This window comes from Celeribacter baekdonensis (assembly GCF_900102315.1).
Lineage (GTDB): Bacteria > Pseudomonadota > Alphaproteobacteria > Rhodobacterales > Rhodobacteraceae > Celeribacter > Celeribacter baekdonensis.
The window spans coordinates 200,018-223,750 of record NZ_FNBL01000003.1; the positions used below are offsets into that span (position 1 = coordinate 200,018).

Here is a 23,733-nt window from a genome sequence, read left to right on the forward strand (position 1 = left end):
TCTAACAGAACCGCAGTCATACCTGCCCTGTCCGGCGAGGCCAAGTCACAAGCCGCGTGGGCCAAGTGAAAACACCTGTTGGGGCGGTCCAACCGAGGCCTGCCCGATTGGACCCGTAGGCGTGTCGCTCAAAGACCTCAGGCCGGTTGATCCGCGTCCAGCAATTCATTGGCGCGGGCCAAAATTGCCGTGCCATCAAGGCCGCGATCATTGAGCTTGTCGATCCAGGCTTGGTGCACCGGCTGCGCGATTTCGCGCCACGCCGAGATTTCTTCGGCCGCGATCTCACCGATGGTGTTGCCCTCTTTGATCACCACCTCTTTGCCCATCTGTTCAAACGTATCAAACTGGCGGCCAATGCGTTGTGACAGGCCAATGCCAGAGTGATCGTCGATCACTTTGCGCAGATCGTCCGAGAGGCCCTCATAGGCGCGTTGGTTCATCAGCATCGAGAAGGTGTTGGCGTAAAGCCCACGCGACGCGGGGGCAGGGGCGGAGGAGAATTTGGTCAGCTCTTGCAGTTTGAACGCGGGCACCACCTCATAGGGCAGGCAACAGCCGTCGATCACCCCATTTGAGAGCCCAACAACCATTTCGGTCACCGGGAAAAACACCGTCTCAGCCCCCATCAGTTCAAGCAGCTTGCCCGTCGCCTGATTGGGCGCGCGCAATTTGAGGCCTCTGAGGTCCTCGGCGGTGTGAATAAGCCCCTCGCGGGTGTGGAATTTGCCGCCGTCATGGGTGTGAAACCCAAGCGTTTTGGTGCCCGGATATTCATCTTGGCCAAACTCATCCATCAGCTTGTGCATGACAACAGAGGTTTTTTCGGCATTGGTGACCATGAAGGGCAGCGCCAGCGTTTCGGCCACCGGGAAGCGATCCGGCGAATACACCGGAAGGGTCCAACTGATGTCGCAAATGCCCTGACGGACCTGATCGGGCAACTGGCCGGGCTTGCCGCCAAGTTGCATCGACGGGAACAGTTGAATGTCAATCGCGCCCTCGGACGCGGTGCGGATTTCCTCGATCCATGGCTCAAAAAACTGCGTGTTCATCGTCGCCGGCGCGGGCAACATCGAATGCAGTTTCAACGTGACTTCGGCGGCATTGGCGCGTTTTAAAAACGCCGGGGTGGCCAGAGCCGCCCCCATGCTCGCCAAAACCGTGCGGCGGGTGAATGATGTGGTCATGTGGGTCTCCTCCCTTGGGGTCCGACGGCGTTGCGCCGGTCATGCGTTGGTGCGCTTAAATCTGGGCCTGTGTTTTGCCACCTCCTCCTGCGGCAAAGGGGCCGTTTCGGTCAGTCTACGGCCACGGGCAAATGCACCACCAGCCCGTCCAAATCCTCCGTCACTTTGATCTGACAGCTCAACCGCGAGCTGGGCCGCACCTCGTCTTCGGCACAGTCCAACAAATCCTCTTCGCCTTGGCTCGCCTGCCCAGTACGCGCGTCTTCAACGTAACAATGGCACGTCGCACACATCATCGCGCCGCCGCATTCGGCGAAAATGCCGTCGATGCTATGGGCCAGCGCCGTTTGCATCACGCTGTCTCCGACACGTGCGCTGACGGTCTGGCTGCGGCCATCGGGTTGGACGAATGTGATTTTCGTCATGGTTTAGTCCTTATTCTATGCGTCATTTTGATTCAGGCCAATTGGTTCAGGCCAATTGATTCAGGCCAAGGTGATCGGCAGGTTCAGCGGGCCACGAAAGCCAAAGCCACTCCAAATCACCTCATGGGGATCGGTCAGGGCCATGTTGGGAAAGCGCTCAAACAAAAGCGGCAACATGATCTGCCCAAGCGTGCGCCGCGCGACCTGCGCCCCGGCGCAATGATGCGGGCCGCTGCCAAAGGCCTGATGCGGATGTTTGTCGCGAAACACGTTGAACGCCTCGCCATCGGCATAGACCGCCTCATCGCGGTTGGCGGAGGCTTGAATGGTCATCACCGTCTCGTTTGGACCGATCACATGATCGCCGATCTGCACCTCTTGCGTGGTGCGCCGCCCCGACACCTGAATGGGGGCCACCCAGCGCACGCCTTCCTCGAATGCGTCAAGCCAGGCGTCTTGGCGTTTGACCTCGTCGAGTTGCTCAGGGTTGGTCAACAGCCCGTAGAGAATGGTTGCCAAAGCATCACGCGGTTCGTTGATGCCGCCGCCAATGGCGATTTTGATATTGGCATACATCTGACGGATCGGGATCGGCGTTTTCGCATTCAACATGACGGAAAAGGCCGAATTGTTTGGCTCCGCGATGTGACGGGGCATGACCTGTTCAAACAGCGCGTTCATTTCGGCATTGGCCGCGTCGGAGAGTGCAAAAAGTTCAGGGTCATTGCCAAAATTACCCGCCCCGTCGATCAGGCGCTGGGACCAGCGTTGCATCTGTTCGTCAGTGGCCTCTTCCAACCCCAACATATGCGCCAGAATGCGCGCGGCGATCGGGCCGCAGAGGTCGGAAAACAGGTCCACCGTCTCACCTTTGGGCAGGCGCGACACATAATCTTCGGCCAGTTTTGTATAGAGATCGGCCCAGTCCGTACGGATCACTTTCGGCGAAAAGGCGGGCTGCATCGCCATGCGTTCGGCCCGGTGTTCGTCGCCGTCTTTGCGCATCAATGTATGCGCCTGAAACGCTGGTTTCATCGGCGTCATCGGATCATCAGAGCTAAAAATCTCCGGGTTTTCCTTGATCCATTTGGTATGCTCAAACCGGGTGACGAAAATCCGATTGGTCTGCGCCACGCGCACCACCGGCGTCTGGGCGCGCATCTGGCGATAGATCGGGTATGGATCTCTGGTGAGATCGGCCAATGTGACCGTCTCATTCACGGGAATGTCCAACATCAACAGATCTCCTCCCAAAGCTGTGATCCTGTCAGGTAAACAGGGCAGAGTTCATCAATCAATGCGATCCATTTGATTTCACATATCTATCAAATAGATTTATAAGGCGACCAACCGAAGCCAAAAGGAGCGGGACATGATCAAACCAGTAAGCAAACCCGCCGACATTCTGGCCACGGATTTTCGCGCGCTTGATATGTTGATCCGGGTCTACCGGTTTGGCTCATTCACGCGCGCCGCCGAAGATCTTGAAATGAATCAATCGGTTGTCAGCTATACCATCGACAAGCTTAGGGCCGTGTTCGACGACCCGCTGTTCGTCCGCGAGGCGCGTCGGTTGATCGCGACCCAGCGCTGCGAAGAGGTGGTGGCGGAAGCGGGTCAGTTGTTGGAACGCTTTTCTCAACTGACCACCAGCCGCGATTTTGATCCGAAAGAAAGCACACAGACGGTGACCATCGCCTGCAACTACTATGAGCGCGAGTTGATCATCCCGCTTCTGGCCCATCTGATCCGGGCCGAAGCGCCGAACCTCAAAATCGAAATCGTCGATTCCTCTTATCTCGGCCATGATAAACTGTTGCGGATGGAGGCGGATTTGCTGATCGGTCCCTTCGTCCAACTCGGGGCTGCGTTTTATACGCGCACGCTCTATGAGGACCATTATGTCTGCATGATGGACCCGGCCCATGCCAAAGCCAAAACGGCGCTGACGATGGAGGATTATCTGGCCCTCGATCATGTCTACATCACCTACGGCGGCAAATGGAAATCGGGCTATATGCAGACCTTGGAACAAGAGGGCCATGAGATTTCCATCGCAATGCGCACGCCCAGCCCGGCGGGCATCCAAAGCCTGATCAAAGGCACCGGACTTGTCGCCACGGTGCCCGAACGCCTGTCACGCAAACTTGGGGCGGGGCTTTTTATAACGGACTGTCCAGTGCCAACGGCTGTGCAGATTCAAATGGTTTGGACCGCGCGCACCCACGCCTCGCGGATGCACAAATGGCTGCGCGATCTGGTGGTGCAAAGCGCGCGCGGGATGTAGCCGCGCACCGTGTCATGCCGTGTCATGCCGTGTCATGCCGTGTCAGGCGGGGTTTTTGAGCCGATAATCCAATTTCGGACGGCTCAGGCCCAACAGGCGGGCGGCGGCGGAGACATTGCCATCGGCGTCCGTCACCGCGCGTTGTTCGATCCGCGACACCAATGTGTCTAGGCCGATCCCCGCTTCAAAGATCGGCACAAGCTGATCCCAAAGCTCAGCAAAATCATCCTCGCCCTGCGACAGCGATGGTGCCGAAGGCTGCGGATCAAGCCGTGCGGAGTCGAGATCGTTGCGGTCAATCATGGGCGGCGCGTCGGCACAGAGCGCAGCGCGCATCAATGTTGCACGCAATTCTGGCAGGTTTCCCGGCCAGGCGGCGGTGCGGATGAGGGCTTTTGCCTCTTCGGTGAGCGCAGGCGCCTCGGCGCCCGGTTTTGGGCGCATCTGGGTCAGATAACACCCTGCCAGATCGGCAATGTCATCCGGGCGCGCGGACAGCGGTGGCATCGTGACCGGCAGGACAGAGAGGGCGTATATCAACTCGGATCGCAGCGCCGTGTCGCGCCGCAACAGTCGCAGCGGCAGATGTGATAACCCGATGACAAGAAGGTTTTCAGGGGGGATACCATCGGTTTTGATCATGTCGATCAAAGCCACCTGAAGATCATCGGTCAATGCGTCGATCCCCTCGATGATCAGCGTCTGCCCGCGCGCGCCGGGGGCGGATATGGTTTGGCGCAAACTGTCCAAAAGCGCGGGCAACCGGGGCGATGTGGCGTGACAACGGTGGGGCTTGCCGTGGCCGAACCGTGCGACGTGAAGCCAATCCGCGGCCATGCGACAGCCCGCCCCCTCAGGCCCGGTGATCAGCGCATTCAATCCGGCATGGGCAATTTTTTCAAGTTCGTGACGTATAGGGGCGACAACCCTGTCTTCCAACCGCGTGCCGCCCATCGGCTCGGCCTTGCCCGCAGCCTTTCGGAGGCGAGAAGGCATTTCGGCCCGATTGACCAAGACCTCATCCAGGAACATCCGCACAAACGGTTCGTCCTTGCCCCACCCGTCCACGGTCTTGCCCACCACACGACAGGATTTGTCACCCATCGCTGCACAGCTCACCTCTTTATAGAGCACGAGTTTGCGGAAAAAGACGCTGGCGTAGCCTGCGGCATAGCCGGTTTGGGCCCAACACACCGGGGCAAGCGCGCGCCCGTGGCGACGTTGGTATTCGACGGCTTCGACGGATTGATGCCACAGAAAATCACCGGAAAACCGATCTGTTTTGAAATCAAAATCGTTGTGCAGTGTCTCCACCCGCACCGTGCCCGTCACCATATGCAGTCGCGTCCCGGCGGTGAACGCGTCGCCAATGTCCAGATTGGGCCAGCCTTGGCGAATGAATTCCGCGTCCTCACGCCCGTTGCGATAGCCCAGGCGCATCATCAAAACCTTGGCCTCGTGTTCGCCGAACCGGCGGACCAATTCGTCCTGAAGATCGGCGCCAAAGGTCGCGCGAGACAGCACCATCCGCGCGCCATGCAGTTCAATCGCGCCTTTCGAGGGGCTGAACTCAAGCGTGTCGATCAGGTCCGCCAGAGTTGGGCGGCCGCCACGGTGCAGGAGTGTTTCTTCGTCATTTGGTGTTTTCATGATGAGATATTACGTAAATGATAAAGTTATTTCACTATATAATTAATCTGCAGCGCAGAAAGGCTGCGACATTCTGGCACAAACCCAAGTTTTTATCGCAGGTAACCCCATGACATAAATCGCAATTCCTGCTCATTTTGCCCGTGCTGCAAAGCGGCGTAAATTATTTGCTTTGACGCATATCCTCCCGACCGATCTGTTGAGTGCTGCCCTTGAAAACGGGCGAAAGGGAGGACCTATGATACAGCAAAACCTTATCACGAAACTGCCCCCGGAGCCGCATGAGGCGATGATCAATCGCTTTGGCAAAGAGGGGGCTTTCATCCCCGGAGATGACAAAAATAACCCTTGGGTGCCGTTTGGCGACAGTGCCGCGATCAAACATCTGGCCTTTGATGTGCGCAGCAATTCGGTGGCCAATATTCTTTGGGTCAAAGGCGGCGGACGGATCGGCACGCACAAACACCGCGGCGTTGTCTCGGCGGTCACATTGGAGGGCTCTTGGGGTTACTACGAATACGACTGGATTTCTCGTCCGGGCGATTTTGTTTATGAATTGCCGGGCACGGCGCATACGCTCTATTCCGACGATCCCAATGGCATGAAAGCGCTGTTTTGGATCAACGGGGCGATCGAATTTTTTGACGATGAGGCCAAGTATGATTTCACGGCGGATGTGTTTTGGTTCATCGACCATTACGTCAAGCATTGTGAGGCCAATGGCCTAGAGATCAACAAAGATATGTTCATCTGATCCTGCGGGACCGAAGGGAGGAGACCGCATGTCTTTGGAGAGCATGTTCGATGTGGCGGGCAAATCCGTCCTTGTGACGGGGGCCGCTTATGGCTTGGGTCGGGCCTATGCCGAGATCATGGCCGCGCAGGGCGCGCATGTGAGTTTGCTTGATCTGAACGCGGATCAGCTTGCGCGCACCATGGCGGAGATCGCCGCCACAGACCCGCGCGGCACGATCCACGCAGAGGTGGTTGACGTGACCGACCGCGCGGCGATGGATGCGGTGTTTGACACCGTCTCAGTGCGTCAGGGCGGCATCGACGTGGTGTTTGCCAATGCGGGTGTAGATGCCGGACCGGGGTTTTTGACCCCCGAAGGCCACCGCAACCCGGACGGCGAGATCGACAATCTCGATGACGCCCATTGGGATAAGGTGATCGGGATCAATCTGACCTCGATCTACTACACGATGAAACTCGCCGCCCGGCACATGAAACGGCAAGGGCGCGGCGGGGCGATCATCGCCACCTCGTCAATCGCGGCCTTTTATGTCGATGGCATCGTCGGCACGCCCTACATGCCCGCAAAGGCCGGGGTCAGCCATCTGGTCAAACAGTTGGCGATGGAGCTTGGGCGCTACGGCATCCGCGTCAATGCGATCTGTCCGGGGCCGTTCATCACCAATATTGCCGGGGGGCGGATGGCGAATGTGGAGGATCGTCAGGCCTTTGTGCGCTGGTCCTGTCTGGGCCGCGTGGCCGAGACCGATGAGATCAAACCACTGGCGCTTTATCTGGCCTCGAACGCCTCCGGCTATGTCACCGGATCGCAAATGGTGATCGACGGCGGGCTGATCCTGCGCCCCGCGCCGGAAATCGACTGACCAAGGCGTGCGGCCCGCAGAGGCCGCTCACACAGCACGACACAGCACAGGCGTCACGACCAAGGGCTTGGAGGAGCCCTGTGATGCGCAAGAAACCCAAGGGAGGACCTAACATGACACTGAACATCCATCCGCACAGCCATCTTGACCGGCGCAGCCTGCTTAAGGGATTGGGGGCGGTCACCGCCGCCACCATCGCACTGCCCCATGCAGCACGGGCCAAGGGCGCAAAGACCATCAAGATCGGTGTGATCAGCCCAATGACCGGACCGCTGTCGCTGTTTGGCGACACCGATGACTACACCGTCACCAAGATCATGGATCTGGTCAAAGACGGGATCGAGATCGGCGGCGAGACCTATAATGTCGAAATCCTGCTGCGCGATGCGCAATCAAACCCAAACAAAGCCGCCGAGCTTGCCGGTGATTTGATCCTCAATGACGAGGTGCATTTCATGTTGCCCGCCTCGGCCACGGACATCAACAACCCGACCGCAGATCAGTGTGAACTCTACGGCGTGCCTTGTATCTCGTCGAATTCGCCATGGCAGGCCTTTGTCATGCCGCGTGGTGGCGCCGAACAGCCGTTTGATTGGACCTATCATTTCTTTTGGGGCCTTGAGGATGTGTTGGGCACCTTCACCGGCATGTGGAAATCCATCGACACCAACGGCAAGGTCGGGATGCTGTTCCCGCGCAACGCCGATGGTGAAACCTGGGGCAGCGACGAATACGGTCTGCCGCCTGCCGTGCGTGCCGCGGGCTTTGACGCCTTCGCGCCCTCGATGTTTGAACCGCGCACAAATGATTTCTCCGCACAGATCGCAGAGTTCAAAAAGAACGAATGCGAGATTGTGGGGGGCATCACCTATGTCGCCGATCTCAAAACCTTTATCACCCAGTGCAACCAACAAAACTATCACCCCAAAGTGGTGACCGTGGCGGCCGCGCTTTTGTTCCCCTCCGGGATCGAAGCGATGGGCGATTTGGGCGTTGGGATGTCCTCGGAAGTCTGGTGGACGCCTGCCTTCCCCTATGTGTCTTCGCTGACCGGCCAAACCAGCCGCGATATTGCGGACGCCTGGGAGGCGGAAACCGGCAATCAATGGACCCAGCCTCTGGGCTATGCGCATGCGCTGTGGGAGGTTGTGCTCGACACCCTCAAACGCTCCGTGGACCCGCTGGACCGCGCGGCCAACCGCGATGCGCTCAAATCCACCGACCTCGCCACGCTTGTCGGCACCATCCGCTTTGGCGATGGCCCGCATCCGAACATTTGCAAAACGCCGATCTTTGGTGGCCAATGGGTCAAGGGTGAAACATGGCCGTTTGATCTTAAGATTGTGGACACGTCGCTTCATCCCGATGTGCTTCAACCCGAAGCGGCGATGCTCCCGCTGGACTGGTCATAAGGCGCAGCCATGACAGATCAGGCGATTTTGTCAGCGAAAGGGCTGACCAAGCGCTTCGGCGCACTCACCGTGGTGGAAGACGTCAGTTTTGACGTTGGCCGCGGTGAGGTGCTGGGCATTCTCGGGCCGAATGGCGCGGGAAAAACCACGTTGTTCAACCTGATCAGTGGCGATTTGGCCGCGAATGGCGGGGAGCTGTCTTTGGATGGCTCTCCGCTGCGGGCCGAGCCGCCGTTCAAACGCTGCAAACGTGGGATTGGGCGCACCTATCAGGTGCCCCAACCCTTTGGCGCGATGACAGCCTTTGAAAACCTGTTGGTGCCGGCAATGATGAGTGCGCGGATGAGCGAGGCGGAGGCCAATGACCATTGCGCCGAGGTGCTGCGTGACTGCGGCCTGTTGCCCTATGCCAACACGGCGGCGGGCAGCCTGACGTTGTTGAACCGCAAACGGCTTGAACTGGCGCGCGCGCTTGCGGGGCGGCCCAAACTTTTGCTGCTCGACGAGATCGCGGGCGGTTTGACCGAAGCGGAAGGCGCCGAACTGGTCGACTTGGTGCGCCGGGTGCGCGACCAAGGGGTGACCATCATTTGGATTGAACATGTGCTGCACGCGCTGATGGCGGTGGCGAACCGGGTCATAGTGCTCAACTTTGGCGTCAAAATCGCCGAAGGCACCCCCGACGCCGTCATGAAAGACGCCGAGGTGCAGCGCGTATACATGGGGATCGAAGCATGAGTGACACACCCATTTTATCGACGCATGGCCTCACAGGAGGCTACGGCGATTTTCAGGCGCTGTTTGGCATCGACATGCACATTGATGCGGGCGAGGTCGTTGCCCTGATTGGTGCGAACGGAGCCGGGAAATCGACGCTCTTGAAATCCATTTTCGGCCTCTTGCCGGTGGGTCGGGATATGGTGAAATTCGAGGGCAACTCTGTTGGCGGCACACCCGCCCATATGATGGTTCGGCGCGGCATCGCCATGGTGCCCGAAGGACGCAGGCTTTTTGTTGGCATGACGGTCGAGGAAAACCTGCGCATCGCGATTGACAATGCGCGCCTGCCGGAAGGCGAGGGGCCATGGACCCGCGAGCACCTGTTCGATCTGTTCCCGATCCTGCGCGAAAAGCGGCGTCAACCGATTGAGGATCTGTCCGGCGGACAACAGCAAATGGTCGCCATTTCGCGCGCGCTTTTGTGCCAGCCCAAGGTGCTGTTGTGCGACGAGATCAGCCTTGGTCTTGCGCCCAAAGTGATCCGTGAGATTTACGAAATCCTCCCGGAAATCAGCGCATTCGGCACCGCTATTGTATTGGTTGAACAAGATGTCGGCCTCGCGCGGGAGGCCTCAAATCGCCTGTATTGTATGCTCGAAGGACGCATCACATTGACCGGTATCTCGAATGACATCCCCCGCGATGCCATCGCGGCGGCTTATTTTGGAGCGTCTCATGCAGTGGCTTGATGCAGTGATCCAAGGCGTCCTTTTGGGCGGAATGTATGCGCAATATGCGCTGGGCATGGCGTTGATGTTTGGCGTGATGCGGATCGTCAATATCGCCCATGGCGATGTGATGATCCTGTTGTCTCTGATCGCCGTCTCATTGGCCGGGGTGCTGCCGTTTGGCAATCTTGGGCTGATCGTCGTGATCGTGCCGATTGCGGTGGTGATCGGGTGGATCTTGCAAAAATTCATCCTCAACAAAGTGGTCGGGGCCGATCCTTTGCCCTCGCTTATTGCCACCTTCGGCCTGTCCATCGCTTTGCAAAATTTCATGTTGGAGATTTGGTCGGCGGACACGCGCAGCCTGCCCAATTCCGACATCGCCAGCGCGAGTTTTCAGATCGGTTCGATCTATGTCGGCCTCTTGCCGGTGATCGTTTTGATCACGGCCCTCGTGCTGACTGGCGGTTTGGACGCAGTGCTGCGGTTTTCGCGCTTTGGCCGGGGCCTGCGCGCCGCCGCCGCCGACACAGAAGCCGCCGCGATGACCGGGGTCGATCCCAAACGCATCTATGCGATCGCCACAGCCATTGCCGTTGGCATTCTGGGGCTGGCCGCCGTGTTTGCCGCATTGCGGGCCACGGTGTCGCCCTCTGATGGCTCGGCTCAGCTGATCTACGCGTTTGAAGCGGTGATCATCGGCGGCATGGGGTCGGTCTGGGGGGCGTTTCTGGGTGCGATGGTGCTTGGCGTGGCTCAGGCCATTGGCCTTCGGATTGATCCGGGCTTGGGCATTCTTTTCGGACATCTCGTCTTTCTCGCGGTGCTGGCCACACGGCCCGAAGGCATCATGGCGCGCAAAAAATGAGGCAGGGACCTATGACATCAAAAACACATCACACCGAGGTCGTCCGCGCAACCCGATCCAGCCGGATCGCCATGACGCTGTGCCTCGCTCTTCTCTTGGCCCTCATCGCCATGCCGTGGTGGGCCAGTTCGGGCAATATCCGCTGGGCCATCGAACTGTCGTGCTACATCGCCATCGCGCAGATGTGGAACTTGCTTGCGGGCTATGCCGGGCTGGTCTCCGTCGGCCAACAGGCCTTTATCGGCGTCTCGGGCTATCTGCTTTTCGTTCTGGCGCAGAATTTTGGCGTGAACCCTTTTGTTGCCGTCCTTCTGTCGCTGATTGCGCCTGCGATTTTGGCGGTGCCGACCTACCTGTTGCTGCGGCGACTGGACGGGCCGTATTTCGCCATCGGCACATGGGTCGTGGCCGAAGCGGTGCGGTTGGCGACCTCGAACATTGATTATGTCAATGCGGGGGCTGGTCTGACCTTGCGGGTGATGACCCAGTACAGCCAGCATGAGCGCGAGGTTGGCTTTGTCCTCCTCTGTGCGCTCTTGCTGCTCACCACCATCGGCGGCAGCTATTGGTTGTTGCGCTCACGCATCGGGCTTGCACTGACGGCGATGCGTGACAATCCGGTGGCCGCCGCCAGCCAGGGCGTGAATGTCGGTCGGCTGCGGTTCTATATCTTTATCGCGGCGGCGGTCGGCACGGGCTTTGCCGGGGCGATTTATTATATGGCGCAGCTCAGGATCACACCCTCGGCGGGCTTTGATCCTTTTTGGGGCTCGATGTCGATTTTCATCGTCATGGTGGGCGGCATTGGCGCAATTGAGGGCGTGTTGATTGGTGCGTTGATCTATTTCCTCGCCGACCGCCTGTTTGGCGAATTTGGCTCGGCCTATTTGATCGTGCTGGGTCTGCTCACCTTGGTGATTGCGCTCTACGCGCGGGGCGGGGTCTGGGGCCTGATGCAAAAATGGGGAGACCACGCGTGGTTCCCCGTCCGGCGCAAATTGATCGTGGAGGACACCCCATGAAGGCCGCCGTTTTCAAGGCTTTGGGCCAACCGCTTTGCGTCAATGAGGTGCCACAGCCCGAAGCGGGGTGGGGGCAGGTGCTGCTTAAAATTTGCCGGTGCGGCATCTGTGGTTCGGATTTGCACATGACCGAAGACGCCACCTTTGGCCTTCAGGGCGGCGAGGTGATTGGTCATGAGTTTTCAGGCGAAGTGATCGACGTGGGCGCAGGTGTGACCCACCTCAAACCCGGCGATCACGTCTCTGCCGCCCCGCTCAAAGGCTGCGGCACCTGTCCCGCGTGTCAGCGCGGCGAACCGGCGTGGTGTGCAAAGTTTGCCCTCATCGGCGGCGGCTTTGCCGAATATGCGGCGTTGGATGAGTTCCAGTGTCGCAAGCTGCCGTGGGGCATTTCCGCCACTGACGGCGCTTTGGCCGAACCTCTGGGCGTGGCGTTACATGGGATCATGCGGGCACGGATGCAGCCGGGGGCGCGGGTGGCAATCGTTGGGGCCGGGGCCATCGGCCTTGCCGTGGCGTTTTGGGCGCGGCGCATGGGCGCGGCGCGCGTCGTCGTGGTCGACATGCATGATCACCAACGCGAGCGGGCCATGCAACTTGGCGCGACGGATTTCATCGTCTCAGATCCCGATCTTGCTCACAGACTGACCCAAACCTGTGGCGGGCCGCCAGAGATGGTGTTTGAATGCGTCGGTAAACCGGGGTTGATTGATCATTGTGTCGACCTTGTCGCGCCTCGGGGCAAGGTTGTTGTGCTGGGGCTTTGCACCGCCCCCGATCACATGAACAGCTTTCGCGCCATCTCCAAAGAGGTCGAGATCGTGATGTCGGTGTTTTTCAACATGTCAGAGTTTGAAATGGCGATCCGCGCGCTTGATGCCGGAACCTATGCGCCGCAACATTTGATTTCGGATACGGTGACGCTAGCGGAGATGCCCAAAGCCTTTGAGGCGCTGCGTCAGCGCACGACCCAATGCAAAGTGATGGTCGATCCAAGCGCCAGTCTCGGCTGACTTAGGAGCGGCGAACCCGGCTGATGCCTCGATGTTGAGTGCGTTAAACCGTTGCGCCTTTAACCTGAACCACGGGTTTATGGCGTGGCGCTTTAAAGAGGGGAAATGCCCGTATTTGGGCGTTTCATGTCGCGTTTGAGCCATGTGACGCAGGCGGTCAGGTGCGGGTGGTGCGCGCGCTCTTCAGGTCGCAAAATCCAATAGCTCTCGGGGGACGTCACCGCTGGCCCAAACGGCTCCCAAAGCCGCCCTTGGCGAAGGTCGTCTTCGACATAAAATCGTGGCACCACGGCCAGACCAAGCCCGGCACAGGCCGCTGGAATGAGAAGGCCGCTGTGCCCCAGTCGCACGCCCCGGATCGCGCCGTTGTGCGGGAGGCCCGAGAGACGCAGCCATGTCATCCAAAGACTCGGGCGCGTCGCATTTTGCAGCGTGGGGAGGCGCGTGAAATCGAGATGGTCCAAAGTCGCGCCGGGGGGGATCAGCTTGGGTGCGGCGACGACGGTGAGTGTTTCGGCGCAGAGCCGATCACTTCGCACATCCGACACCGCACCAGTGCCACGCACAATGGCCAAATCGGCGGGTGAGGTGGAAAAATCACAGGTCCCCTCAGCCTCGATCACCTCCAAAATAACCTCTGGATGGGCGGCGAGAAACCCGCCGAGCCGTGGCAAAAGCCAACATGCGGCAAACCCCGGACTGGTCTGAAGGATCAAAGCCTCCTCAAGCCTTTGCCCGCGCACGGCATCCAACGCCGCCTTTTCCAGCCCGGCCATAAGCGGGCCGATTTCGCGCCAATACTGCGCCCCGATCTCGGTCAGCTCCAGCCGTGATCCAATCCGTTGAAACAGGCGCACCCCGAGAAACTGCTCCAGCGTGCCGATCTGTCGGCTCACCCCGCTTTGGGTGAGGCCAAGGTCTTCGGCGGCGCGGGTAAAGCTGCGATGGCGCGCGGCCAGATCAAAGCACTCAAGTGCGGAGAGAGAGGGAATGAAACGGCGCAAAGGCGCGATCCTTCTGCAAAACACACATGAGTAAAAGTCATGACAGAATGCATATTTCAACCATTTTATTTTCAACGCCATGTGCGATTGTCATGAAAGATTTCAGGTCTTGCCACAGGCAGACGGACCAGATCGCAACATTTCTGATTTCAAACGGACCCGTCATGACACAATCGCAGGGCAAACATATCGCCGTCATTGGCGCGGGAATTGTTGGCGTCAGCACCGCCGCAGCACTTCTTCAAGAGGGCCACCGTGTGACGGTGATTGATCCGGCCTCGCCCGGAGGCCCCCATGCGGCCAGCTACGGCAACGGCGCGTTCATCAGTCCGGCGTCGATCCTGCCGATGTCTCAGCCCGGCCTGTGGCGCAAAGTGCCGAGGATGCTGGCCGATCCGCGCGGGGCGCTGACCATCCGCTGGCGTGATCTGCCTGCGCTGATGCCGTGGCTTGTGCGGTTTCTCTGGGCCGGGGCGACGCAGGACAAGGTGTCGCGAACAGCACGCGCACTTTCTGACCTGCTCGCGGATGCGCCGCAGCGCCATGTCGATCTTGCTGCCCGTGCCGGGCTGTCGTGTATGATCGTCCGAAACGGGTTGCTCTACGCGTTTCGCGAGCGGGCGGAGTATGAAGCGGATGCGTTTGGTTGGAGGCTGCGTCGCGACAATGGTGTGGCGATGGCAGAGATTGCGGGGGAGGCTTTGCGCCGCGCCGCCCCCGCGCTTGATCCTGCGTATCGGTTTGGCATCCTGATCAAAGACGGGGCGCATTGCACCGACCCCGGTGGCTATGTGGACGGGCTTGCCACATGGCAGATCGCTCAGGGCGTTGTGCTTCGGCGGGACCGGGTGATCGGGTTTGACCTGTCCGAGGGGCGGTTGCGTGGGCTGCGCTGTGCCGATGGTGATGTGGCCTGTGAAATGGCGGTGATTGCCGCAGGTATGGCCTCCGCCCCGCTTGCCGCGTCCTTGGGAGACCCGGTGCCTTTGGCCGCCGAGCGCGGCTATCATGTGGAGCTTTCCAATGCTCCGATCACGCTCGACATCCCGATCATGCCGCAGGATGGAAAAATGGCCAATGTCAGCACGCGCGGTGGCCTGCGCGCCGCAGGGCAGGTGGAAATCGCCGCGCCTGATGCGCCGCCAAATTGGACGCGGGTCGAGATCCTTTTTGAGCATCTGAAACAGAGCTATCCGGCTCTTGCTGGGGCGACATTTTCACAGGCGGCGCGCTGGCAAGGCAATCGGCCCTCGACACCAGATGGTAAGCCCGTGATCGGTCGGTCCACCCGGTCCGGTGATGTGGTTTACGCCTTTGGCCATGGCCACATCGGCCTCGCATCGGCGCCGATGACTGCGGCATTGGTTGCGGATTTGGTCGCTGGACGTCAACCCGTCCGCGACCTAACGTCTTTTGCACCGACCCGCTTTTCCTTGAGACAAAGAGAGACCCGATGACATCCTCCAAACCTCTGACCGCTTTTGGCCCTGATTTCACCTTTGCCTACGATGATTGGCTGGCCCATCCGGCGGGATTGGGGACCGTGCCGCGCGACAGCCATGGTGCCCAAGTGGCGATCATTGGCGCCGGTGCGGCGGGCGTGATTGCGGCCTATGAGCTGATGAAACTGGGGCTGCGCCCGGTGATTTATGAGGCCTCCCGCTTTGGCGGGCGGTTGCGCTCTGAGGTGTTTGATGGCACCCAGGATGTGATTGCGGAGATGGGGGGGATGCGGTTTCCGATCTCTTCTGCGAGCTTTTATCATTACCTGAATCTCATGGGGTTGCAGACAAAGCCCTTTCCAAATCCGCTCACCAAGGCGGCGGGGTCCACCGTGATCGACCTTGAGGGAGAAACACTTTTCGCGCGCGATCTCAATGATTTGCCCGATATGTATCGCGAAATTGCCACGGCTTATAACGATGCTTTGGAGCAAGGGGTTGGTTTTAGCGCGTTGCAAGCGGCCATTCGGGACAAGGACGCGGCGCGGGTCAAATCCCTCTGGGCCCCCATCGTCGAGGCCTGGGATGAGCGCACGTTTTATGACTTTGTCACAAGCTCGCAGGCCTTTCAAAATCTGAGCTTTCGCCATCGCGAGGTCTTTGGCCAAGTGGGATTTGGCACCGGCGGTTGGGATTCGGATTTTCCCAATTCCATGCTCGAAATCCTGCGGGTCAATCTTTTGGGCTTTGACGACGATCAACGCTATGTGGTCGGCGGGGTCGAGAGTGTTTTGCGCCGCCTTTGGACCGCCACGCCGCCCTGTGCGCATTGGCCGGAAGGCACCTCTCTGGCCTCTCTGCATGGCGGGGCAACCCGGTCTCGGGTGACGCATATTTCCCGCGCAGCATCTGAAACATCGTTTACGGTGCGCGACCAATGGGACAACGAAGTCGCCTATGAGGCGGTGCTCGCAACCTGCCAGAGCCACCTTTTGACCACAGCGATTGATGTGGAGGAGGACCTGTTTGCTCAACCGCTCTGGATGGCGCTCGATCGCACGCGCTACATGCAGGCGGCGAAGACATTTGTGATGGTGGATCGACCGTTTTGGACTGACATTGACCCGGCGACAGGGCGGCCTTTGTTGTCGATGACATTGACCGACCGGATCACGCGGGGCACCTATTTCTTTGACAACGGGCCGGACGCCCCGGGGGTGATCTGTCTGTCTTATTCATGGATGACGGATGCGCTGAAACTTCTGCCGTTGTCGGATGAAAAACGGGTTGATTTGGCCTTGAACGCTTTGGAGAAAATCTATCCCGGCGTGGATATTGCCTCTCATATCCGGGGTGTGCCGAAATGCATCAGTTGGGAGGCGGACGAGAATTTCCTTGGGGCGTTCAAGGGCGCTTTGCCGGGGCATTATCGCTATAATCGCCGGGTCTATGGTCATTTCATGCAGGCGGATCAGCCCGCGACGCATCGCGGTATGTTCCTTGCGGGCGACAGTGTGAGCTGGACCCCGGCATGGGTCGAAGGCGCGGTTCAGACCGCTTTGAACGCGGTGTGGGGGATCATGACCCATTTTGGCGGCGCCTCAAATGCGGCCAATCCGGGGCCGGGAGACGTCTATGAGGATCAGGGTCCAGTGGCCCTGTCTCAGTAGCGAAACAGGACGTTTTTGCCAGCCGTCTTACCCCTAAGCCCGTGATGGATTTAGGGGTGTTAAATGTGATTTAAGGCATTGTTTTTTATTTACAAAAAATCAGTTTGATGATTGTTTTGGTGAGCTTTTCTCCTGACCAAAAGGCCCGCTTTCATGACCGAACATCACAGTGCTCCGCAGCGTAAAATTGGCATCATTGGGGCCGGTAAAATCGGCTGTGCCATCTACGAGGCCTTGGCCGACATGGCGGGGGTTGAGGTCTCCTATATGTTGGCCGGGCGGCGTCGCCCCGAAGGGGTTCCAGAGGCGCTGATCCTGACGGATATGGCGCAGGCGCTGGCCCGAGAGGTGGATTTGGTGATCGAAGCCGCCGTGCCGGAGGTGATCCATGATCACGGCGCGGCGATCTTGGCCAAAAGCGATCTGTGCGGGTTTAGCTGTACCGCGCTGTCCGTGCTTCAGACCGATGAGGCCCTGCGCGCGGCCTGTGCTACACATGGCACACGGTTTTTTGTCCCCCATGGCGCGGTTCTGGCGCTGGATGGCTTGGCCGATGGGCGCGATGTGATTGAGCGGGTGAGCATCACGACGATCAAAAGCGGGCCGAGCCTTGGTCTGACTGAGACCGCTGAGGGCGCGGTTTTTGAAGGCACCGCGCGTGAGGCCTGTCTCACGTTCCCGCGCAATGTGAACGTGCATGCCGCTGTCGCGCTGGCCGGGATTGGGTTTGACCGCACAGTCAGCCGGGTGGTGGCCGAGCCGGGTAAAAAGACGATGGAGCATCATATTCACGTTGAGGGGCAGGGGCTTGAATGGGACATCCGCGTGGCGTCACAGTCCTTGGGCGGGGTGAGCGGGGCCTATACGCCGCGGTCTGCCGTGGGCACGGTGCGGCGTATTTTGGATGGGACGGGCGTGACCATCGCGTAACGCGCGCCGCGCGCCAAGGGGTCACATCGAAAAGGCTTTTATCAACATCCGCGCCGCAGTGATCAACAGGAACACGGCGAAAATCCGTTTGAGCTTTTTCGCCGGAAGCCGATGTGCCAAAGCCACGCCCATCGGAGCGGAGATCAACGTCATCGAGATGGTGGCGGCAAAGGCCGGAAGATTGATGAGGCCCAGCGAGAAGGGCGGCTTGCCCGCAAGCGCCCAACCGTGCAGCGCGAAACTCACCGAAGACGGCAGCGCGATCAAGAGGCCAAAGCCCGCCGCGGTGCCGACTGCGCGGTGCATCGTAAGGCCCGATAGCGTCAGAACCGGCACCCCAAAAGAGCCGCCACCAATCCCCATGAGTACCGACAAAAAACCAATGCCGGAACTCAATGCCGAGCGAAACGGTTCGCGCGGCAGGCGTTCGGTTGCGATCTCTTTGAGGCCGCCAAAGGCCATTTGGGCCGAAACGATCATGCCCAAGACACCGAAAATGCCCAACAGGATTTGCGAGGATAGCCGGGTGGCGACGAAAGCGCCAATCACCGCACCGATCACGATGCCGGGGGCCCAAGTTTTCAGGATGTCCATATCAACGGTGCCGCGTTTGCGATGCGATTGAACCGAGCGCAGGGAGGTGACGACAATGGTGGCCAAAGAGGTGGCAACGCAGACTTGCATCAGATGCGCGCTCTCATACCCCATTGAGGAAAAAAGAAAATAAAAGGCGGGGACAAGGACGATGCCGCCACCGAGGCCCAAAAGCCCGGCGATAATGCCCGCGATGAAACCGGTGGCGATGAGCACGGCGGCCAATTCGAGATAGAGCGTGATGTCGGTCATGGTCTGGATCAGCCTAGGGTTAAGCCGCCATCGACATGCACGGTCGCGCCGGTGATCTGGCGGGCCTCTGGGGACAGCAAGAAAGCGACGGTAGCAGCGATGTCGGCGGGTTCGGTGAGCCGTCCGGTGGGGGTGGCGGACATGGCGGCGGAAAGCGTGTCTGTTGACACCGCGAGATGCCCGCCGCCTTGTTTGCGGGTGAAGCCCGGCACCACCGCATTCACCGTTGTGCCCGTGGGGGCAAGTTGCAGCGCAAGGGCGGCCACCAAGGCTTCGATGGCGGCCTTGGCGGCGGAGGTGGTGGGGAAACTTGTGCCGGCTTTGCCGTGAACATGGGCGACGAAAGAGCTGATGGCGATCACGCGACCGCAGGGCGAGCGTTCAAGATCGCTTAGAGCCTCTGACACCAAAAGCGCAAATGCACCGGGCATCATCGCAAAGTCGCGCATCAAATCATCATGGGTGAAGCTGCCAAACGGGGCTTTTGAGGCCTTGCCCGCGTTGCTCACAATCTGGTCAATCTGTCCGAACGCGGATTTGGCGGCGGTGATCAGGCGGGTGCATGTGGCGGGATCGGCGAGATCGCCGAGTTCCAAAACGACGTCCGAGCCTGCCGCGCGGCAATCTTGGGCGACCGTCTCAAGGGCGTCGGCGTTTTTGCCCGTGTGCAGCAGGAGGGCGGTGTCAGGACCGGCAGAGCGCCGGGCGATGGCTGCGCCGATGCCACTCGCCGCGCCGGTGATAAGAAGGGTGCGTTTCATTGGGTCAATCATGTCTTCCATTGCGCGTGACCGCCGCAATCTTTCGGTCAGCCACCTTGAAAGCGCCGCGCCGAACGCGTCGGGCGGGGCAGTCATGTGGGATCTGTCAGTCGCAGTGCGGCGCTTTTGGCGGCGTATTTTGGAGCTTGAGGGGTGGGAATGCCTAAACTCAACTTTTTGTATATGGTATACTAAATTGGCTGACAAGTGATTTCGAGACTTTTCAGGCTGCGGGCCTGTTTGATCGAAATATGCACGCTGCCAAACGCTACGTCATGCGGCATGCCTTTATTTTTAACGCACTGAGCACCTCAATGTGCCTGAAACTGTGCGGGACGTCGTTTGGTGAAACACTGCATTCCGATTCTGCCGCGCTGCAATATTGGATACAGATTTTGGGATTTTCTACGATCACGCCCTACGTTTCGTATTCTGTTTCGCGTGTTTGATGCCTGAGGCGTGGTGATTTTGCACAATATTTGTGCGAAAGTTGAAAGCTACCGTCCCCTGACCTTTTTGTTGTCACGAAGTCGTTGACAGTTTTTTCGACTGCTTCCTAGGCTGGATCAGGGAATGTCGGGACTCGTCAAAAAAACACCTGAGCCAATCAGGCCATGACCTCCTTAGCCAACGGGAAAAAAGATGAACGCACTTACACGCACCGCTTTCCGGGCCACGCTTTCGCGTGCGCTCTTATCCTCGCTCTTTCTAAGCGCCGCCGTCCCGCTTTATGCCGCCGGACTGACCATCGCCATCGGGTCTGAGCCGACCACCCTCGATCCGCAACAACGCGACGACGGGGCAGAGCGCGCCATCACCGACAATATTTTTGAAACCCTGCTGGAGCGTACCCCTGACGGCGCGCTCATCCCTGGCCTTGCCGCAGAGATGCCGACACAGGTTGATGCGCTGACCTGGGAATTCAAATTGAAGCCCGATGTCAGTTTTACCAACGGCGAGCCGTTCAATGCCGACGCGGTTGTCACCTCTGTTCTTCGGATCATCCACCCGGATTATAATTCGGAACAAATGGCCTATCTGGGCACGATTGAAAGCGCCACAAAAGTGGACGATCTGACGGTGCATATCATCACCAAATCTCCCGATCCGGTGCTGCCGGCGCGGATGTATTGGATGAAAATGGTTCCGGCAAGCTATTCCGCAGATCCCGAATTTGGCATGAAACCGGTCGGTACAGGTCCTTATGAGATCTCGGATTGGGAGCGCGGCGAAAGCATCACGCTTGTGCGCAATGACGCCTATTGGGGCGATACGCCGGAGATTGACGATGTCACCTATCGCTTTGTCAGCGAGCCGGGCACGCGCCTGTCGGGATTGATGGCGGGGGAGTTGGACGTGATCCGCAACCTCTACCCGGAATTTGCCGCAGCCGTGCCAAAAGCGATCACCGCGCAGGGGCTTGAGACCTCTACGCTTGTGCTGTCCACCGCCAATCCGGTGATGCAAGACCCGAACGTGCGCAAGGCAATGAACCTCGCCATCGACCGCGCGGCCCTGGCCGAGGCGCTGTTTGTCGGCAATGCACAGCCGGTCAAAGGCCAGCTTGTGAACCCGAAAAGCTTTGGCTTCAACACCAGCCTGCCCGCCTACACCTATGATCCGGAGCAAGCCAAGGCGTTGATCGAAGAGGCGGGAGCCACGGGCAAAAAGATCACCCTCGTGGGGGAATCTGGTCGGTGGTTGAAAGACCGCGAATTGATCGAGGCTGTGGGGGCTTATTGGTCAGAAATCGGTCTGGATGTGGACATTCGCATTGAGGAATTCGGCGAATATCTCAATCAGCTCTTTGACAAGAACAGCCGTCCTGACGCGATTTTTGTGACCAATTCCGACGAGTTGCTTGATGCGGACCGTCCGCTGACGGCGGCTTTGGAGTTTGGCGCAAGCTATGCCTCCAACGTCGACGAAGAGATGGCCGCCGCCATTCAGGCCGCCCGTTCCGAGACCGATGTCGAGGCCCGCACAGCGCTGTATGCCGAGATCACCCAGAAAGCCTATGATCTTGATTACTTGGCACCGCTGCTCAATCAAGAAGACGTTTATGGTCTCAGTGAACGGTTGAATTGGACCCCACGCATCGACGCCAAACTTTTGGTCAAAGAGATGTCCGTGACCGAGTGATCGGTCGGCATTTTCCAACCTCACAGGCAGAGCGGACCATAGGTTGGCTCTGCCCCTCGCAATTTTCAGGAATGGAGCGGACTCATGGGGACGTTCATATTAAGGCGATCTCTTCAGGGATTCCTTGTGGTGCTTGGCGTAACGATTGTGGTGTTTGTCGCAACCCGAATGATCGGCGATCCGGCGCAAGTGATGTTGCCGTTGTCGGCCACGGATGCACAACGCGCCGCCTTTGAGCAGCAATTCGGGCTGGATCGTCCGCTGGATGCGCAATTCATCAGTTTTGTTGGCGATCTGATGCGGTTTGATTTCGGTGAAAGCCTGTGGCAGCGCCGTTCGGCGCTTGACGTGGTGCTTGAAAAACTGCCCAAAACCCTTGAGCTGATCGGGGTGGGGCTGTTGCTGGCGACGGTGATTGGTATTCCGCTTGGCGCTTTGGCGGCCGTGCGCCCCGATGGCCTGTTTGATCGCATCGTTGTCGGGCTGAGCCTGACGGGGCTGTCCGTGCCGCAATTCTGGCTTGGGCTTTTGCTGATCATGGTGTTCGCGGTGGGGCTTGGCTGGGTGCCGACCTTTGGCTCCGGTTCGCTCGCCCATATGATCCTTCCGGCGATCACGTTGGCAGTGCCGTCCATGGCGCGGATCATGATGCTGGTGCGCTCCTCAGTGATCAACGAACTAAACCAGCAATATGTGCGCACTGCAAAAGCGCGCGGAATGCCGTTTGGCCGGGTGCTGTTTCAACACGCCATGCGCAACGCGCTTGTGCCGGTTTTGACGCTCGTCGGCTGGGAAGTGATCAGCGCATGGGCGGGTTACACGGTGGTGGTCGAGACGGTTTTTGCCTGGCCCGGCCTTGGATTCACCGCGATGAAGGCGATCAACCACAGCGATCTGTTCTTGTTGCAAGCCATCGTCTTTGTCGTCGCGGTCGGCATCGTCTTGGTCAACATTGGGCTTGATGTGCTGTTTAAGCTGATCGACCCGCGGATCAAGGAGGCCTGACCCATGACGATCACCTCATCCTCGATGTCTGACAGTTCCACGACACACCGTTCCACGACACCCTCCATGACACAAGGGCCCCTCATGTCATTCGCACCCATCGGGCGCTTTCTCAAAGAGCTGTGGCGGGACAAGGCGGGCTTTGCCGGCTTTGCCTTTCTCGTCCTTTTGGGGCTTGCCGCCCTGTTCGCCCCTCTGCTTGCGCCCCATGATCCGGCGGCACAATCGGTGTTGGCGCGGCTCAAACCGCCGATTTGGATGGAGGGCAGCGTCAGCGGTCATCTGCTTGGCACCGACATGCTGGGCCGCGACATTCTATCTCGGCTCTTGTTTGGTGCGCGCTCGTCCTTGTTGGTCTCTGTGTCTGTTGTGGCGCTGGCCGGGTCTTTCGGCGTGATGGCCGGGCTTGTGGCGGGCTACAAAGGCGGGCTGACCGATGCGCTGATCATGCGGGTCGTCGATGTTCAGGTCGCCTTTCCGGGCCTGCTTTTGACCCTGCTTTTGGTCGCTGTGATCGGGCCATCAACCGCGACGATCATCATCGTTTTGGCCTTTTCCAACTGGATGATCTACACCCGCGTCGTGCGCGGGATCGTGATGTCGCTGCGTCAAACGCCCTTTGTCGAAGCGGCCGAGGTCGTCGGCTGCAAAAGCGCGCGGATCATCCTCAAACACATCCTGCCAAACTTGATTTCGCCGCTCCTCACGCTGGCGATCCTTGAGTTCACCAACATTATTTTGGCCGAAGCGGCGCTGTCATTTCTGGGTCTTGGGGTGCAACCCCCGGCGACAAGTTGGGGTCTCGATGTGGCAGGTGGCAAAAACTACATGATGATCGCGTGGTGGCCGATCACCTTCCCGGGGCTTTGCATCGCGATGACGGTGCTTTCAATCAACCTTTTCGCCAATTGGCTGCGCGTCACGACGGAACCTGCCGAACGTGAAAAACGCTACGCCCGTGGCCGTGCCGCCAAAATGCGGCGCGCAAAAAAGACCTGA

Annotated in this window: 22 protein-coding genes; 15 read left to right on the forward strand and 7 right to left on the reverse strand. The window is 59.1% G+C overall.

Annotation, left to right across the window (positions count from 1 at the left end):
* Positions 1 to 137: 137 nt before the first annotated feature.
* The 3 genes from BLT54_RS07490 to BLT54_RS07500 all read right to left on the reverse strand — a co-directional run bounded on the left by BLT54_RS07490 (position 138) and on the right by BLT54_RS07500 (position 2,851).
* Positions 138 to 1,190, reverse strand: a complete 1,053-nt coding sequence (locus BLT54_RS07490; RefSeq protein ID WP_074643009.1) for a TRAP transporter substrate-binding protein — start codon at positions 1,188 to 1,190, stop codon at positions 138 to 140.
* A gap of 110 nt (positions 1,191 to 1,300) precedes the next feature.
* A complete protein-coding gene (locus BLT54_RS07495) occupies positions 1,301 to 1,615 on the reverse strand; it encodes a 2Fe-2S iron-sulfur cluster-binding protein (RefSeq protein ID WP_074643012.1) in 315 nt (104 codons plus the stop codon).
* 60 nt (positions 1,616 to 1,675) lie between these two features.
* A complete protein-coding gene (locus tag BLT54_RS07500; RefSeq protein WP_074643015.1) occupies positions 1,676 to 2,851 on the reverse strand; it encodes a cytochrome P450 in 1,176 nt (391 codons plus the stop codon).
* Positions 2,852 to 2,987: 136 nt separating this feature from the next.
* Here BLT54_RS07500 and BLT54_RS07505 point away from each other — a divergent pair, with 136 nt between their 5' ends.
* Positions 2,988 to 3,902: a LysR family transcriptional regulator gene (locus BLT54_RS07505; protein ID WP_074643019.1), complete on the forward strand. Its 915-nt coding sequence runs from the start codon at positions 2,988 to 2,990 to the stop codon at positions 3,900 to 3,902.
* Between the two features lie 42 nt (positions 3,903 to 3,944).
* Here BLT54_RS07505 and BLT54_RS07510 read toward each other — a convergent pair whose 3' ends face one another.
* Positions 3,945 to 5,552, reverse strand: a complete 1,608-nt coding sequence (locus BLT54_RS07510; protein ID WP_074643021.1) for a XylR N-terminal domain-containing protein — start codon at positions 5,550 to 5,552, stop codon at positions 3,945 to 3,947.
* A gap of 238 nt (positions 5,553 to 5,790) precedes the next feature.
* Here BLT54_RS07510 and BLT54_RS07515 point away from each other — a divergent pair, with 238 nt between their 5' ends.
* The 8 genes from BLT54_RS07515 (at position 5,791) to BLT54_RS07550 (ending at position 12,934) form a co-directional block, all read left to right on the forward strand.
* Positions 5,791 to 6,306 carry a 2,4'-dihydroxyacetophenone dioxygenase family protein gene (locus tag BLT54_RS07515; protein ID WP_083351737.1) on the forward strand — a complete coding sequence of 172 codons (516 nt, stop codon included), beginning with the start codon at positions 5,791 to 5,793 and terminating at the stop codon, positions 6,304 to 6,306.
* Between the two features lie 28 nt (positions 6,307 to 6,334).
* Positions 6,335 to 7,171 (forward strand): SDR family NAD(P)-dependent oxidoreductase, encoded by an 837-nt coding sequence (locus BLT54_RS07520; protein WP_074643024.1) that lies wholly within the window; start codon positions 6,335 to 6,337, stop codon positions 7,169 to 7,171.
* Positions 7,172 to 7,284: 113 nt separating this feature from the next.
* The gene (locus tag BLT54_RS07525) at positions 7,285 to 8,583 is read left to right on the forward strand and encodes an ABC transporter substrate-binding protein (protein WP_074643026.1); all 1,299 of its coding nucleotides are present in this window, start codon (positions 7,285 to 7,287) and stop codon (positions 8,581 to 8,583) included.
* A 9-nt stretch (positions 8,584 to 8,592) separates the two neighbouring features.
* The gene (locus BLT54_RS07530; RefSeq protein ID WP_074643029.1) at positions 8,593 to 9,321 is read left to right on the forward strand and encodes an ABC transporter ATP-binding protein; all 729 of its coding nucleotides are present in this window, start codon (positions 8,593 to 8,595) and stop codon (positions 9,319 to 9,321) included.
* Positions 9,318 to 10,052: an ABC transporter ATP-binding protein gene (locus BLT54_RS07535; protein WP_074643032.1), complete on the forward strand. Its 735-nt coding sequence runs from the start codon at positions 9,318 to 9,320 to the stop codon at positions 10,050 to 10,052. The genes BLT54_RS07530 and BLT54_RS07535 overlap by 4 nt, the downstream gene beginning before the upstream one ends.
* On the forward strand, positions 10,039 to 10,899 hold the full coding sequence (locus tag BLT54_RS07540) for a branched-chain amino acid ABC transporter permease (RefSeq protein ID WP_074643035.1): 861 nt from the start codon (positions 10,039 to 10,041) through the stop codon (positions 10,897 to 10,899). The genes BLT54_RS07535 and BLT54_RS07540 overlap by 14 nt, the downstream gene beginning before the upstream one ends.
* An 11-nt stretch (positions 10,900 to 10,910) precedes the next feature.
* Positions 10,911 to 11,921 carry a branched-chain amino acid ABC transporter permease gene (locus BLT54_RS07545; protein ID WP_074643037.1) on the forward strand — a complete coding sequence of 337 codons (1,011 nt, stop codon included), beginning with the start codon at positions 10,911 to 10,913 and terminating at the stop codon, positions 11,919 to 11,921.
* On the forward strand, positions 11,918 to 12,934 hold the full coding sequence (locus tag BLT54_RS07550) for a zinc-dependent alcohol dehydrogenase (protein WP_074643040.1): 1,017 nt from the start codon (positions 11,918 to 11,920) through the stop codon (positions 12,932 to 12,934). Before BLT54_RS07545 ends, BLT54_RS07550 begins: the two co-directional genes overlap by 4 nt.
* Before the next feature lie 92 nt (positions 12,935 to 13,026).
* Here BLT54_RS07550 and BLT54_RS07555 read toward each other — a convergent pair whose 3' ends face one another.
* On the reverse strand, positions 13,027 to 13,938 hold the full coding sequence (locus BLT54_RS07555) for a LysR substrate-binding domain-containing protein (RefSeq protein ID WP_074643042.1): 912 nt from the start codon (positions 13,936 to 13,938) through the stop codon (positions 13,027 to 13,029).
* A 164-nt stretch (positions 13,939 to 14,102) separates the two neighbouring features.
* Here BLT54_RS07555 and BLT54_RS07560 point away from each other — a divergent pair, with 164 nt between their 5' ends.
* The 3 genes from BLT54_RS07560 to BLT54_RS07570 all read left to right on the forward strand — a co-directional run bounded on the left by BLT54_RS07560 (position 14,103) and on the right by BLT54_RS07570 (position 17,980).
* The gene (locus tag BLT54_RS07560) at positions 14,103 to 15,395 is read left to right on the forward strand and encodes an NAD(P)/FAD-dependent oxidoreductase (RefSeq protein ID WP_074643044.1); all 1,293 of its coding nucleotides are present in this window, start codon (positions 14,103 to 14,105) and stop codon (positions 15,393 to 15,395) included.
* The gene (locus BLT54_RS07565; RefSeq protein WP_074643047.1) at positions 15,392 to 17,050 is read left to right on the forward strand and encodes a flavin monoamine oxidase family protein; all 1,659 of its coding nucleotides are present in this window, start codon (positions 15,392 to 15,394) and stop codon (positions 17,048 to 17,050) included. The genes BLT54_RS07560 and BLT54_RS07565 overlap by 4 nt, the downstream gene beginning before the upstream one ends.
* Before the next feature lie 153 nt (positions 17,051 to 17,203).
* On the forward strand, positions 17,204 to 17,980 hold the full coding sequence (locus tag BLT54_RS07570) for an aspartate dehydrogenase domain-containing protein (RefSeq protein ID WP_074643049.1): 777 nt from the start codon (positions 17,204 to 17,206) through the stop codon (positions 17,978 to 17,980).
* A 21-nt stretch (positions 17,981 to 18,001) separates the two neighbouring features.
* Here BLT54_RS07570 and BLT54_RS07575 read toward each other — a convergent pair whose 3' ends face one another.
* Both BLT54_RS07575 and BLT54_RS07580 read right to left on the reverse strand, forming a co-directional pair.
* Positions 18,002 to 18,826, reverse strand: a complete 825-nt coding sequence (locus tag BLT54_RS07575) for a sulfite exporter TauE/SafE family protein (protein WP_074643052.1) — start codon at positions 18,824 to 18,826, stop codon at positions 18,002 to 18,004.
* Between the two features lie 8 nt (positions 18,827 to 18,834).
* Complete coding sequence (locus BLT54_RS07580) at positions 18,835 to 19,587, reverse strand: SDR family NAD(P)-dependent oxidoreductase (protein WP_245707977.1); 753 nt, start codon at positions 19,585 to 19,587, stop codon at positions 18,835 to 18,837.
* Positions 19,588 to 20,229: 642 nt separating this feature from the next.
* Here BLT54_RS07580 and BLT54_RS07585 point away from each other — a divergent pair.
* The 3 genes from BLT54_RS07585 (at position 20,230) to BLT54_RS07595 (ending at position 23,733) form a co-directional block, all read left to right on the forward strand.
* Entirely contained in the window at positions 20,230 to 21,729 is a 1,500-nt protein-coding gene (locus tag BLT54_RS07585; RefSeq protein WP_074643055.1) for an ABC transporter substrate-binding protein, read from the forward strand.
* 84 nt (positions 21,730 to 21,813) lie between these two features.
* Positions 21,814 to 22,734: an ABC transporter permease gene (locus BLT54_RS07590; protein WP_074643058.1), complete on the forward strand. Its 921-nt coding sequence runs from the start codon at positions 21,814 to 21,816 to the stop codon at positions 22,732 to 22,734.
* 84 nt (positions 22,735 to 22,818) lie between these two features.
* The gene (locus BLT54_RS07595; protein WP_245707978.1) at positions 22,819 to 23,733 is read left to right on the forward strand and encodes an ABC transporter permease; all 915 of its coding nucleotides are present in this window, start codon (positions 22,819 to 22,821) and stop codon (positions 23,731 to 23,733) included.

Coding starts and splice junctions, on each gene's coding strand:
- BLT54_RS07490 (WP_074643009.1), bottom strand. CDS start 1,190: ATGACCACATCATTCACCCGCCGCACGGTTTTGGCGAGCATGGGGGCG.
- BLT54_RS07495 (WP_074643012.1), bottom strand. CDS start 1,615: ATGACGAAAATCACATTCGTCCAACCCGATGGCCGCAGCCAGACCGTC.
- BLT54_RS07500 (WP_074643015.1), bottom strand. CDS start 2,851: ATGTTGGACATTCCCGTGAATGAGACGGTCACATTGGCCGATCTCACC.
- BLT54_RS07505 (WP_074643019.1), top strand. CDS start 2,988: ATGATCAAACCAGTAAGCAAACCCGCCGACATTCTGGCCACGGATTTT.
- BLT54_RS07510 (WP_074643021.1), bottom strand. CDS start 5,552: ATGAAAACACCAAATGACGAAGAAACACTCCTGCACCGTGGCGGCCGC.
- BLT54_RS07515 (WP_083351737.1), top strand. CDS start 5,791: ATGATACAGCAAAACCTTATCACGAAACTGCCCCCGGAGCCGCATGAG.
- BLT54_RS07520 (WP_074643024.1), top strand. CDS start 6,335: ATGTCTTTGGAGAGCATGTTCGATGTGGCGGGCAAATCCGTCCTTGTG.
- BLT54_RS07525 (WP_074643026.1), top strand. CDS start 7,285: ATGACACTGAACATCCATCCGCACAGCCATCTTGACCGGCGCAGCCTG.
- BLT54_RS07530 (WP_074643029.1), top strand. CDS start 8,593: ATGACAGATCAGGCGATTTTGTCAGCGAAAGGGCTGACCAAGCGCTTC.
- BLT54_RS07535 (WP_074643032.1), top strand. CDS start 9,318: ATGAGTGACACACCCATTTTATCGACGCATGGCCTCACAGGAGGCTAC.
- BLT54_RS07540 (WP_074643035.1), top strand. CDS start 10,039: ATGCAGTGGCTTGATGCAGTGATCCAAGGCGTCCTTTTGGGCGGAATG.
- BLT54_RS07545 (WP_074643037.1), top strand. CDS start 10,911: ATGACATCAAAAACACATCACACCGAGGTCGTCCGCGCAACCCGATCC.
- BLT54_RS07550 (WP_074643040.1), top strand. CDS start 11,918: ATGAAGGCCGCCGTTTTCAAGGCTTTGGGCCAACCGCTTTGCGTCAAT.
- BLT54_RS07560 (WP_074643044.1), top strand. CDS start 14,103: ATGACACAATCGCAGGGCAAACATATCGCCGTCATTGGCGCGGGAATT.
- BLT54_RS07565 (WP_074643047.1), top strand. CDS start 15,392: ATGACATCCTCCAAACCTCTGACCGCTTTTGGCCCTGATTTCACCTTT.
- BLT54_RS07570 (WP_074643049.1), top strand. CDS start 17,204: ATGACCGAACATCACAGTGCTCCGCAGCGTAAAATTGGCATCATTGGG.
- BLT54_RS07575 (WP_074643052.1), bottom strand. CDS start 18,826: ATGACCGACATCACGCTCTATCTCGAATTGGCCGCCGTGCTCATCGCC.
- BLT54_RS07580 (WP_245707977.1), bottom strand. CDS start 19,587: ATGAAACGCACCCTTCTTATCACCGGCGCGGCGAGTGGCATCGGCGCA.
- BLT54_RS07585 (WP_074643055.1), top strand. CDS start 20,230: ATGAACGCACTTACACGCACCGCTTTCCGGGCCACGCTTTCGCGTGCG.
- BLT54_RS07590 (WP_074643058.1), top strand. CDS start 21,814: ATGGGGACGTTCATATTAAGGCGATCTCTTCAGGGATTCCTTGTGGTG.
- BLT54_RS07595 (WP_245707978.1), top strand. CDS start 22,819: ATGTCATTCGCACCCATCGGGCGCTTTCTCAAAGAGCTGTGGCGGGAC.